General features: G+C 61.9%; 14 protein-coding genes. 9 read left to right on the plus strand and 5 right to left on the minus strand.

Annotated elements, in window-relative coordinates:
* The first annotated feature begins 11 nt into the window (after nt 1-11).
* Together rplU and rpmA are read left to right on the plus strand one after the other, a co-directional pair.
* Nucleotides 12-323: a 50S ribosomal protein L21 gene (gene rplU / locus C0Z16_RS08560; RefSeq protein ID WP_007180329.1), complete on the plus strand. Its 312-nt coding sequence runs from the start codon at nt 12-14 to the stop codon at nt 321-323.
* Nucleotides 324-348: 25 nt separating this feature from the next.
* Entirely contained in the window at nt 349-612 is a 264-nt protein-coding gene (gene rpmA / locus C0Z16_RS08565) for a 50S ribosomal protein L27 (protein WP_007180330.1), read from the plus strand.
* Nucleotides 613-618: 6 nt separating this feature from the next.
* Here rpmA and C0Z16_RS37380 read toward each other — a convergent pair whose 3' ends face one another.
* A complete protein-coding gene (locus tag C0Z16_RS37380; protein ID WP_146014296.1) occupies nt 619-810 on the minus strand; it encodes a hypothetical protein in 192 nt (63 codons plus the stop codon).
* A gap of 30 nt (nt 811-840) precedes the next feature.
* Here C0Z16_RS37380 and cgtA point away from each other — a divergent pair, with 30 nt between their 5' ends.
* Entirely contained in the window at nt 841-1,965 is a 1,125-nt protein-coding gene (gene cgtA / locus C0Z16_RS08570) for an Obg family GTPase CgtA (protein ID WP_102631744.1), read from the plus strand.
* Nucleotides 1,966-2,033: 68 nt separating this feature from the next.
* On the plus strand, nt 2,034-3,152 hold the full coding sequence (gene proB / locus C0Z16_RS08575; RefSeq protein ID WP_102631745.1) for a glutamate 5-kinase: 1,119 nt from the start codon (nt 2,034-2,036) through the stop codon (nt 3,150-3,152).
* An 86-nt stretch (nt 3,153-3,238) separates the two neighbouring features.
* On the opposite strand, the gene C0Z16_RS08580 is transcribed toward proB, so the two are convergent.
* Nucleotides 3,239-3,796, minus strand: coding sequence for a CNP1-like family protein (locus C0Z16_RS08580; protein ID WP_102631746.1), 558 nt, complete (start codon nt 3,794-3,796; stop codon nt 3,239-3,241).
* Between the two features lie 78 nt (nt 3,797-3,874).
* A complete protein-coding gene (locus C0Z16_RS08585) occupies nt 3,875-4,615 on the minus strand; it encodes an RNA pyrophosphohydrolase (RefSeq protein ID WP_102631747.1) in 741 nt (246 codons plus the stop codon).
* Nucleotides 4,616-4,915: 300 nt separating this feature from the next.
* Here C0Z16_RS08585 and C0Z16_RS08590 point away from each other — a divergent pair, with 300 nt between their 5' ends.
* Together C0Z16_RS08590 and C0Z16_RS08595 are read left to right on the plus strand one after the other, a co-directional pair.
* The gene (locus C0Z16_RS08590; RefSeq protein ID WP_102631748.1) at nt 4,916-6,652 is read left to right on the plus strand and encodes a proline--tRNA ligase; all 1,737 of its coding nucleotides are present in this window, start codon (nt 4,916-4,918) and stop codon (nt 6,650-6,652) included.
* Between the two features lie 12 nt (nt 6,653-6,664).
* A complete protein-coding gene (locus C0Z16_RS08595) occupies nt 6,665-7,264 on the plus strand; it encodes a MarC family protein (RefSeq protein ID WP_102631749.1) in 600 nt (199 codons plus the stop codon).
* 115 nt (nt 7,265-7,379) lie between these two features.
* On the opposite strand, the gene C0Z16_RS08600 is transcribed toward C0Z16_RS08595, so the two are convergent.
* Together C0Z16_RS08600 and ffh are read right to left on the minus strand one after the other, a co-directional pair.
* On the minus strand, nt 7,380-7,931 hold the full coding sequence (locus C0Z16_RS08600) for a hypoxanthine-guanine phosphoribosyltransferase (protein WP_102631750.1): 552 nt from the start codon (nt 7,929-7,931) through the stop codon (nt 7,380-7,382).
* 132 nt (nt 7,932-8,063) lie between these two features.
* The gene (gene ffh / locus C0Z16_RS08605; protein WP_102631751.1) at nt 8,064-9,431 is read right to left on the minus strand and encodes a signal recognition particle protein; all 1,368 of its coding nucleotides are present in this window, start codon (nt 9,429-9,431) and stop codon (nt 8,064-8,066) included.
* A gap of 80 nt (nt 9,432-9,511) precedes the next feature.
* Here ffh and C0Z16_RS08610 point away from each other — a divergent pair, with 80 nt between their 5' ends.
* Genes C0Z16_RS08610 through ampD form a run of 3 tightly spaced genes read left to right on the plus strand, consistent with a single transcriptional unit; the run spans nt 9,512 to nt 11,397 of the window.
* Entirely contained in the window at nt 9,512-10,459 is a 948-nt protein-coding gene (locus C0Z16_RS08610) for a cytochrome C assembly family protein (protein ID WP_102631752.1), read from the plus strand.
* A gap of 9 nt (nt 10,460-10,468) precedes the next feature.
* Nucleotides 10,469-10,804 (plus strand): PP0621 family protein, encoded by a 336-nt coding sequence (locus C0Z16_RS08615; RefSeq protein ID WP_102631753.1) that lies wholly within the window; start codon nt 10,469-10,471, stop codon nt 10,802-10,804.
* On the plus strand, nt 10,801-11,397 hold the full coding sequence (gene ampD / locus C0Z16_RS08620; protein ID WP_102631754.1) for a 1,6-anhydro-N-acetylmuramyl-L-alanine amidase AmpD: 597 nt from the start codon (nt 10,801-10,803) through the stop codon (nt 11,395-11,397). The genes C0Z16_RS08615 and ampD overlap by 4 nt, the downstream gene beginning before the upstream one ends.
* Nucleotides 11,398-11,798 lie beyond the last annotated feature (401 nt).

The raw sequence follows: 11,798 nt of genomic DNA on the forward strand, positions 1-11,798 counted from the left end.
TGAGGTTTTCAATGTACGCGGTCATAAAAACCGGTGGCAAGCAGTATAAAGTTGCTGTCGGCGAAAAACTTAAAGTAGAACAGATACCGGCAGACATTGACGCTGAAATCACGCTCGACCAGGTTCTCGCAGTGGGCGAAGGCGAATCGATTAAGTTCGGTACGCCGCTGGTCAGTGGGGCTTCCGTCAAGGCTACCGTCGTGTCGCAAGGTCGTCATGCAAAAGTGACCATCTTCAAGATGCGTCGCCGGAAGCACTACCAGAAGCATGGCGGCCACCGCCAGAACTATACCGAACTGCGCATCGACGCGATTAACGCGTAAGCGCACCGGTTAAGGAGCAAATCAAATGGCACACAAAAAGGCAGGCGGATCATCCCGCAACGGCCGCGACTCTGAATCGAAGCGTCTCGGCGTGAAGGTTTACGGCGGCCAGGCAATCAACGCTGGCGGCATCATCGTGCGTCAACGCGGTACGCGTATGCACCCGGGCGAAAACGTTGGTATCGGCAAGGATCACACCTTGTTCGCACTGACGGACGGCCACGTCAATTTCTCGACGAAAGGCGCCGCGAAGAAGCACATGGTCAACGTCGTCCCGGCAGCAGTCTGAGTTCACTCAGGCACGGGCTTCAGGACCGGAAAAAGGCCCCGCGAAGTTAGCGGGGCTTTTTTTATTGCGGCAGCGGCTGTTGCCGCCGGAATTCTGGCAGGGACCTATGCCGTTCGGTCGATTGATCATGGCGCGGCGGGCGCGGCAAAATAGCAGCATCCAGTAGTAATCCAGCAGCATCAAATCTGGCAGCACCATCTGGCAGTACACCACGGGACGGAGTTACGCATGAAGTTCATTGACGAAGCGAGGATTGAAGTCATCGCCGGCGACGGAGGGGATGGCAGCGCGTCGATGCGCCGCGAGAAGTTCGTTCCGTTCGGCGGCCCGGATGGCGGCGACGGCGGCCGGGGCGGCAGCGTGATCGCGGTTGCGGACCGCAATATCAACACGCTGATCGACTATCGGTACGCGAAGAAACATCTGGCGCGAAACGGCGAGAACGGCCGTGGCGCGGACTGCTACGGCAAGGGCGGCGACGACATCACGCTGCGCATGCCGGTCGGCACCACCATTACCGATATGGAAACCGGCGAACTGATCGCCGATCTGACCGAGCACAACCAGAGCGTGCAAATCGCGCAGGGCGGTGCGGGCGGTCTCGGTAACCTGCATTTCAAATCCAGCACCAACCGCGCGCCCCGTCAGAAAACTGACGGCAAGCCGGGGGAGCGCCGCATGGTGCGCCTCGAGCTGAAGGTGCTGGCCGACGTCGGTCTGCTCGGCATGCCGAACGCGGGCAAATCGACTTTTATCGCGTCGGTGTCCAACGCGAAACCGAAGATTGCCGACTATCCGTTCACCACGCTTGCGCCGAATCTCGGCGTGGTGCGGGTTGGACCGAGCCGCAGCTTCGTGATCGCCGACATTCCCGGCCTGATCGAAGGTGCTGCGGAAGGCGCGGGGCTCGGACACCAGTTCCTGCGGCACTTGCAGCGCACGGGCTTGCTGCTGCACATCGTCGACCTCGCGCCGTTCGACGAAGCGGTGGATCCGGTGGCGGAAGCCAAGGCGATCGTCAACGAACTGCGCAAGTACGACGAGCTGCTGTACGACAAGCCGCGTTGGCTGGTGCTCAACAAGCTCGACATGGTGCCGGAAGACGAGCGCGAGGCGCGCGTCTCGGCGTTTCTCGAAGGGTTCGGCTGGGAAGGTCCAGTTTTCGAAATCTCGGCCCTCACCGGTCAGGGTTGCGAGAATCTTTGCTACGCAGTGTTCGACCATATCGCCGCGCATTCGGACGCACAGCGCGCGGCCGAAGCTGAAGACCTTGCAGCCGACGTGCGCTTCCGCGAAAAGCCGGAAGCACCGGCCGCCGCCGCTGGCGAATCCGGCGCCGATCCGCAGGATTAAACAACTCGATCGCTGGGCCTTAGCGGGTCACGGCGTGCGTCAGGTGTCATCTTCGGAGACTGTGCATAATGCGTTCCGTCATCGCGGATTCACGGCGATTAGTAGTGAAAGTCGGCTCGAGCCTCGTCACGAATGACGGGCGCGGCCTCGATCATGCAGCAATCGGCCGCTGGGCTGCGCAGATTGCCGCGCTGCGCGCGCAAGGTAAAGAAGTCGTGCTGGTGAGTTCGGGCGCCATCGCAGAAGGAATGCAGCGGCTCGGTTGGACCAAACGTCCACGCGAGATCGACGAATTGCAGGCGGCCGCGGCTGTCGGCCAAATGGGTTTGGCCCAGGTCTACGAAAGCCGCTTTGCCGAGCATTCGATTCAGACCGCGCAAATTCTGCTGACTCACGCGGATCTGGCCGATCGCGAACGCTATCTGAACGCGCGCTCCACGTTGCTGACACTGCTGCGGCTGGGCGTGGTCCCAATCATCAACGAGAACGACACGGTCGTCACGGACGAAATCAAGTTCGGCGATAACGACACGCTGGGCGCGCTTGTCGCGAACCTGATCGAGGGCGACGCGCTGATCATCCTCACCGATCAGCAAGGGCTTTTCACTGCCGATCCGCGGAAAGATCCGAGCGCCACGCTGGTCCAGCAGGCGGATGCGGGCGCGCCGAATCTGGAAGCCATGGCGGGCGGCGCGGGTTCGAGCCTCGGCCGCGGCGGTATGCTAACCAAGATTCTCGCTGCCAAGCGCGCCGCGCACAGCGGCGCGAACACGGTGATCGCGAGCGGGCGTGAAGCTGACGTGCTGTCACGGCTGGCTTCGGGCGAAGCGATCGGCACGCAATTGATCGCGCGCACCGCGCGCATGGCGGCGCGCAAGCAATGGATGGCCGATCACTTGCAGGTGCGCGGTCATGTGGTGATCGACGACGGCGCGGTCGAGAAACTCACCGAAGGCGGCAAGAGCTTGCTGCCTATCGGCATTGTCGGCGTTCAGGGCGCGTTTGCTCGCGGCGAGGTGATCGCTTGCCTCAATACGGTCGGAAGCGAGGTGGCGCGCGGCCTGACCAACTACAGCAGCGCTGAGACCAAGCTGATTCAGCGGCGTCCGAGCGGCGAAATAGAATCGGTGCTGGGCTATATGCTGGAGCCGGAACTGATTCATCGCGACAATCTGGTACTCGTCTGACTGGCCGGCCGGCTTACGCGCAACATGTAAAAAAGCCGTTCCAGCGAATCCAGGAACGGCTTTTTTGTCAGCACGTCGGCCAGGCGTCAATGAATCATCGAACCCGCCGTGCGCTTGTAGCGGATGTTCTCAACAATCGACTTGGCGCTCCCCGTAGGGATCTTGTTCGCGCACAGGTAATCCTGATACAGCACTGCGTGATACGCGTTCAGCGCGCCATTCTCGATACGCGTGAAGTCGTTCTCCACAGTCCTGTCCCAACCGTCGTGATCCGCGTTCAGGCCGGCATACAGGCGCCATTCATACGTGTCGCAGCGGATGCCTTCATAGTTCACGTTGCGGGCGCCGCTCGGGCTCGTCACGACCACGGTATAACGCACGACGCCGTCGGAGCCGACAGTCAGCGAGGTGCGGTCGACCGCGAACTGCAACGGCGTATTGCCGGACACCTCGAAAGGCAGCAGATTCGAGTCCTGCGGCAGCGGCGGCAGTGTATCGACCTTGTTCTCAACCCAATTGGTTGGCCGGTCCAGCAGGTACGCAAACGTGCTGTCGTCCTTGTTGGTGGGTTTGCCGGCGCTCGAACAGCCAGCCAGCAGGGCGCCGGTGGCGACGCACGCCACGACGAGAGCAAGTGCTTTCAATATGGTTTCCTCAACAAAAGCGGGCGCGACTCGATGAGCCGCGCCCGCACAGGCGGCATGGAAAGCCGCGCAGAATGGTTAATTGCGCACGCCCTGGCGGAACATCGAACCGGCGGCGCCACGAGCCGATTCGTCCTCGAGTTCCGCTGCTGCGCCGGTCTCGTTCGCTGAGCCGGAGTTTTCGCTGCAATCGGATGCGCTTGTCGTGTGAATCGAAGTTTCGATTCTGACGGACGTTACCGTAGTCACCGTCATTACCGTGGAATCCGGAGGACTTTCCATCGACGACGCTATCCGGGGATAACGCGGCCCATGGTGCCCGCCGGGTTTTTCCGCACGCGGCGCAGTCCGGCGCATGAAACGGGATAGCTCCGTCAGCGCCAACTGATATACATCCCGCTTGAACTCGATCACACAGTCGAGCGGCACCCAGTACTCGTTCCAGCGCCAGGCATCGAACTCCGGGTGGTCGGTGGCGCGCAAGCAGATGTCACAGTCGCGCCCAACCATTCGGAGCAAAAACCAGATTTGTTTCTGGCCGCGGTAATGACCGCGTACCTCGCGCTTGATGAACTTGTCAGGCACCTCATAACGCAACCAGTCGCGTGTGCGACCAATCACCTTGACGTGCTCCGGAAGCAGCCCGGTTTCTTCGTGTAACTCCCGATACATCGCTTGCACGGGGGTCTCTCCGTACTTGATGCCCCCTTGCGGAAACTGCCAGGAATGTTCACGGAGCCGCTTGCCCCAAAACACCTCGTTGTGCGCGTTCAAGAGGATGATGCCGACGTTCGGGCGAAAGCCTTCACGATCCAGCATACAACCACCTTCGAATCCTTTAAAATTGCTTTGATTATAAACAGATAACGGACCTGACGCACCGATTCGCACCAGATTGGAACGATTCGCCGCAAAAGGCCTGCTTTTGCGGTAGCCTGTCCGTCTTCCCGTGCCTTATCCCTTGTGCAAAAGGCTTTGCGCGGCGGCTTTGGTCCTCCAGGCGGCAGCCCTTGCGCCGGAGTGGCGAACCGGGCGGCCCGGCGCCGGATCCGTATCGATTTCCCCCGTTTTTACCCTTTCGGGCGGTCCCTCCGGAGCCGCCGCTTTTGGAAAATCTGAATGAAAGCTTCCCGTTTCTTTATCGGCACCCTGAAAGAAGCTCCGGCAGACGCCGAAATCGTCAGCCACAAGCTCATGGTGCGTGCCGGCATGATCCGCCGTGTCGCCGGCGGCATCTATAACTATCTGCCGATCGGCCTGCGTTCGATCCGCAAGGTGGAGGCCATCGTGCGCGAGGAAATGAACCGGGCGGGCGCAATCGAGTTGCTGATGCCGGCGGTGCAGCCGGCCGAGTTGTGGCAGGAATCCGGCCGCTGGGAAAAATACGGCCCTGAATTGCTGCGCTTCAAGGACCGCAGGCAATCCGATTTCGTGATTGGACCGACCCACGAGGAAGTGGTGACGGACATCGCGCGCAATCAGATCAAAAGTTACCGTCAGTTGCCGGTCAACTTCTATCAGATCCAGACCAAGTTCCGCGACGAAATTCGTCCGCGTTTCGGCGTAATGCGCGGCCGCGAGTTCATCATGAAAGACGCCTACTCGTTCGACAAAGACGCCGCGGGCCTGCGCGAGTCGTATCGGAAGATGTACGACGCGTACGTGCGGATTTTCACGCGTCTCGGCCTGGATTTCCGCGCAGTGGCGGCGGACAACGGTTCGATCGGCGGCAGCGGCTCGCATGAATTCCACGTGATCGCCGAAACCGGCGAGGACGCAATCGCCTACTGCCCGAGCTCCGATTTCGCCGCGAACGTCGAAGCGGCCGAAGCGCTGCCGCTCTACGCGCAACGCGCGGCGCCCGCCGAAGAAATGAAGAAGACGGCGACGCCCGGCAAAGCGAAGTGCGAGGCGGTGGCCGAACTGCTGAACATTCCGCTGGAGCGCACTATCAAGTCGATCGTGCTCGCTACCGAGAACGAAGGCGCCGAACCGACCATCTGGCTGCTGATGCTGCGCGGCGATCACGACCTGAACGAGATCAAGGCAAGCAAGCTGCCAGGCCTCGCCGAATTCCGCATGGCGACGGAAGTTGAAATCATCGAGACCTTCGGCACGCCGCCGGGTTATCTCGGTCCGCTCAACACCAGGAAGCCGGTGAAGGTCGTCGCGGACCGCACGGTCGCGAACATGAGCGACTTCGTGGTCGGCTCGAACGAGCTGGATTACCACACCACTGGCGTGAACTGGGGCCGCGATCTGCCGGAACCGGTCGTCGCGGATATTCGCAACGTGAAGAAGGGCGATCCGTCGCCGGACGGCAAGGGCGTGATCGACATTTGCCGCGGCATCGAAGTCGGCCATGTGTTCCAGCTCGGCACCAAGTATTCGGAAGCGATGAACGCGGCCTGCCTCGACGAAAATGGCAAGCCGCAGCCGATGGAAATGGGCTGCTACGGCGTCGGCATCACGCGTATTCTGGGTGCTGCGATCGAACAGAATTTCGACGACAAGGGCATCATCTGGCCGGAATCGATCGCGCCGTTCGAAGTCGTGCTGTGCCCGATGGGCTATGACCGCAGCGAAGCCGTGCGCGAGCAGGCCGACAAGCTGTATGCGGCGCTGGCCGAAGCGGGCATCGACGTGATTCTCGACGATCGTGGCGAGCGCCCGGGCGTGATGTTCGCCGACTGGGAGCTGATCGGCGTGCCGCATCGTCTGGTAATCGGCGACCGTGGCCTGAAGGAAGGCAAGCTCGAATACCAGGGCCGCCGCGACGCCGAGGCCACCTTGTTGCCGGTCGAAGACGCAGTGCAAACGGTGATCGCAAAAGTTCGCGCGGCGCTGGCGCGCTAAGCGGAGCGGACGGTGCAGTACACGTTCCTGTCCGCAACCGTCCTGCTGATTCTGATCACCGATCCGCTCGGCAATATTCCGCTCTTCATCAGTTGCCTGCGCGGTGTGTCGCCCAAGCGGCGCACCGCCGTGATTCTGCGCGAGGTCGCGATTGCGTTTGCGATCCTGCTGGTGTTCATGGTGCTCGGCGACGCGTTCCTGCGCATGATGAGTCTCACCGACCAGTCATTGCGCATCGGCGGCGGCATCGTGCTGTTTCTGATTGCGCTGCGCATGGTGTTTCCGCATCCCGACGGCCCGTTTGGCGGCGACACGCGAGGCGGTGAGCCGTTGATCGTGCCGCTCGCCATTCCGGCGCTGGCGGGGCCGTCGGCGTTGGCGACGGTGATGCTGCTGACCTCGCAAGCGCCCGGCAAGATGTTCGAGTGGATCGGCGCGCTGACCGTCACGATGATCGTGTGCGCTATCGTGCTGATGCTGGCCGAGCGCATTCAGGCGTGGCTCGGCGAGCGAACCATGATGGCATTCGAGCGGCTTATGGGCCTCGTGCTGGTTGCGATTTCGGTGGAGATGATGCTCGGCGGTATCCGCGCGTTTGTGCATCAACTGTAAAGGCGGCGCGCGTTTGACCTTGCCAATAAGAAAGCGGCCCGCAGGCCGCTTTCTTTCGCCGTGTGCGCGCAGCAACCGCTAGGGAAAACTCAAAGCAAAAACTCAAAGCAAAAACTCAGGCCCCTTCGGTCAACGCGCGAATGGTTGGCAGGTTGCGCCAATAACCTTTCGCGTCCATGCCGCAGCCGAATACATAGCGGTCCGGCACTTCGAAGCCGCAGTAATCCGGGCGCAGTGGCTTGGCCTTCGGAATGATCTTTTCGCACAGCACCGCGCTCAAAAAGCGCTTCGCGCCCATCGCGAGGATGCGGTCGCGGATCGCCGCCATCGTCTCGCCTTCGTCCAGGATGTCGTCGAGCACCAGCACCACGCGATCCTTCACGGACTCGGCCGGCGCTACGCGCCATTGCATCTCGTTGCCGCCCTTGGTGGTGTTGCGATAGCGGGTGAGGTGGATGTAGTCGAACTCGAGCGGAAAATCGAGGTGCGGCAACAGCATGCCGGTGAACACCGCCGCGCCGCCCATCACCGACAGCACGAGCGGAAAGTCCTCGCTCATCTCGTTGCGGATGGCGGCAGCCATGCCGCTGATCGACGCCTTGACGTCGTCGGCCGAAACGATTTCTTCGGAGTGGCTAAAAATGTGGAGAGCTTCTTCGCGGTTCATGACGTCTGACGGGCGGTAACTGTATACATAGTGTGAGTGAGAACGCCCCGACGAAGTCGCCTTTGGGAGTCCCCTTTTGGGGACGGCGGCCGTCGGTCCTGTCCGCAACCTACACCGCCATCTTGCTAAAGCTTAGCGCATGCCGGGCAACATGCCCTTCATGCCGCGCATCATCTTTTGCATATTGCCGCCCTTCAACTTCTTCATCATGGTGCGCATCTGGTCGTACTGGTTCAGCATGCGGTTGACTTCCTGCACTTGCACGCCCGCGCCCGCCGCGATGCGGCGCTTGCGCGTGGCCTTGATGAGATCCGGCTTGGCACGTTCGAGCGGCGTCATCGAATTGATGATGCCTTCCATGCGGCGCATCTGTTTTTCGGCCTGACTCATATCGGCGCCGGCGGCGGCTTGCTGGAATTGCGCGGGCAGCTTGTCCATTAGCGACGACAGGCCGCCCATGCCCTTCATTTGCGTGAGCTGCGCGCGGAAATCGTTGAGGTCGAAGTCGCCGCCTTTCTTGACCTTGTCGGCGAGCTTCTGCGCGGCTTGAACGTCTACGCCACGTTGGGCTTCTTCGACGAGGGCAAGAATGTCGCCCATGCCGAGAATCCGGTTCGCCATACGATCCGGATAAAACACTTCGAGGCCGTCGAGCTTTTCCGCGACGCCGACGAACTTGATCGGCTTGCCCGTGACGTGACGCACTGAGAGCGCCGCGCCACCGCGCGAGTCACCGTCGAGCTTGGTGAGGACCACGCCGGTGAGCGGCAGCGCGTCGCTAAACGCTTTCGCGGTATTGACCGCGTCCTGGCCGAGCATTGCATCCACAACGAAGAGCGTTTCCGCCGGCTTCAACGTGGTGTGCAGCGCGGTGATTTCCTGCATCATCGCTTCGTCGATACCAAGACGGCCGGCCGTGTCGACCAGCAGCACATCGTGATAGTGACGTTTGGCCCAATCGACCGCCGCACGCGCGATGTCGACCGGTTTCTGATCCGGTTCTGACGGGAAGAAGTCTGCGCCGACCTGCTCGGTCACCGTCTTCAACTGCGCGATAGCAGCGGGGCGGTAGACGTCGCACGAAACAGTGAGGACCTTCTTCTTGTACTTCTCGCGCAGAAGCTTGGCGAGCTTGCCGACCGTGGTCGTTTTACCGGCGCCTTGCAGACCCGCCATCAGGATGACGGCCGGCGGCGTGACAGCGAGGTTCAGCTCGGCGGCCTTACCTTCGTAGTCGCCGCCGATTACTGCTGTCAATTCGCGCTGCACCACGCCGACGAGCGCCTGACCCGGCGACAGGCTGCTGATGACTTCCTCACCGAGCGCCTTCTCTTTCACCTTTGCGATGAACTCGCGCACGACGGGCAGCGCCACGTCCGCTTCGAGCAGTGCGAGACGCACCTCGCGCAGCATTTCCTGGGTGTTCGCCTCGGTGAGCCGGGCTTCGCCGCGCAGCGCCTTGACGACGCGCGCCATCCGTTGAGTCAGATTGTCGAGCATGGGGAGCGATGAACAGTGCGGCCCGGGCGGGCGCGAAGTGGAAGACGTCGCGGAGCAAGGGCCTAGTGTAAACTTCGAATATGGATATTGTACTGTATGCCCTCACTGCGCTCCTGTACGGCGGACTCGCCGTGGCCGGCTGGCGCTCGCACCGGCACGCCACGTCGCGTCCCATGCTGCAAAGCGTCCCGCCCATGCCAGCAACTGCAACCACGACCGCGGGCGCGCAGTCCGGGTTCGCCGGGTCGGTGGCGTCCGGCATGAGCTCGTCGGGCCGCGCGCTGCTGTTCGTCGCGCTGCTCGCGCACGGCGTGCTGCTGCATACCACGATCTTCCCGCAGAACGCGATGGTGTTCGGTTTCGCGTTCGCCCTGTCCGCCATGTTCTGGCTCGGCGCCGGCATCTACTGGATCGAGAGCTTTTTCTTTCCGCTCGACGGACTGCGTCTCCTGGTGTTGCCGCTTGCCTGCGTCGCCTCGCTATTGCCGCTCGCGTTCAACGGCGTGCGTGTGCTGCCTTATTCGGCCGCGCCGATGTTCAAGCTGCATTTTCTGATTGCCAACATCGCGTATGGTTTGTTCGCGATAGCGGCGCTGCACGCCATTCTCATGCTGCTCGTCGAGCGGCGTCTTCATGCGATGCGCGGCGGTATCGCACAGCGGCATGCAGCCGCGGCGGGCAACGGCTGGCTGTCGAGCTGGCTCGACACCCTGCCGCCGCTGCTCACGCTCGAGAAGCTGCTGTTCCGTCTGATCGGCGCGGGGTTCGTGCTGCTCACGCTGACGCTCGTGTCCGGCATTCTGTTTAGCGAGCAGTTGGTGGACCGCGCGCTGCGGCTCGATCACAAGACCGTGTTCGCGATTCTTTCCTGGGTGATGTTCGGCGCGCTGCTGACGGCGCGCAGAGTTTCCGGCTGGCGCGGCCGTGCCGCATTGCGCTGGGTGCTGGCGTCGTTCGTCGCGTTGTTGCTGGCGTACGTCGGCAGCCGTTTTGTTTTCGAGGTGCTGTTGCACCGTGCCGTAGTGTGAGCGTGTTCCATGCGACAAATTTTTTTGCTGATCCTGTTGTTCATCGTCGGTCAGTGGCTCGTGAAGGCGCTGCGCCGTCATGACGCGCACACTGCGCAACGCACCGGCGCGGGCGGCGCTCGAGGTGCCGGCAATAGTGCAAACGGTGCGCAAGGTGCACATAGTGCAAATGGCGCCGCGCGTCCTGCCGGGGCGCCGCAGCTTGCCGAGCCGATGATCCGTTGCGTCGAGTGCGGCGTGCATGCGCCGAAGAGCGACTCCGTGGTCGTCGCCGGTCAGCCGTTCTGCAGCGCCGCGCACGCGCAGCGGCACGGCGCGCGACCCACGGGCCGCGACGCTCGATGAGCGTCGAGTTCACCGTCGACGCAGACGGTTGGGTCGCGCAAGCACGCAAACTGCCATCGCCGAATTTCGAAGCGCGGCCGCAAGGCGCGGTGCCGACGCTGATCGTCGTTCACAACATCAGCTTGCCGCCCAACGAATTCGGCGGCAGCGCGATGGCCGAACTGTTCCTCAACACGCTCGATTGCGACGCTCATCCGTACTACGACACGCATCTGCGCGGCGTGCGGGTGTCCGCGCATTTCGTGATCCCTCGCGACGGCGCGCTCGAGCAGTTCGTGTCGTGCAACGAGCGTGCGTGGCACGCGGGGCCGTCGAATTTTTTCGGCCGCGAGCGCTGCAATGATTTCTCCATCGGCATCGAGCTGGAAGGCAGCGACACGACTGCTTTTGAGGCGGCGCAATACCGCACGCTCGGCGCGCTCGTGAACGCGCTGAAGGCTCGCTATCCGATCGAAGCGCTCGCCGGGCACTCCGACATCGCGCCCGGTCGCAAGACCGATCCAGGACCTCATTTCGAGTGGCCGCGCCTGCAGCGCGAGACGCTGCTCGCGGATCGGTATTTCCCCTATCTCAAGTTTTCCAGAACGCCGTAACGGCCCTTCGCGCGACTTCGGTGATGCGAGCAGAGCAAGGCGCAGCCTCGCTCTCCGGGGAGACGGCTTCGCGTCGCGCTAGCCAAAGTCAAGACGCCGAAGGCAAATAAATCGATTTGATCTGTCTTGAATCTCCACTATACTTGGTGCCACAAATTCGGTTTCGTACTATATCTTGTGGTGCCTGTGTATAACTGTGTGAATAACCGAGTGCATAAGTCTGCGGCGCCCCGCTCTTCGAGTCCGGCGCCGCAAGCATTCCAGGCAGCAAAAAATCCTGCGGCGCGGCCGGTCCAGACCAACCGGCGGCATCCAGAAGCAACCAGGAAAGGGGCTAGGCAAGTGATCGCGACACATACGACGAAGACCGTTTTCAATTCGAATCAGGCTTCGTCGCAGTC

The organism is Paraburkholderia rhynchosiae (assembly GCF_002879865.1).
Taxonomy (GTDB): Bacteria; Pseudomonadota; Gammaproteobacteria; order Burkholderiales; family Burkholderiaceae; genus Paraburkholderia; species Paraburkholderia rhynchosiae.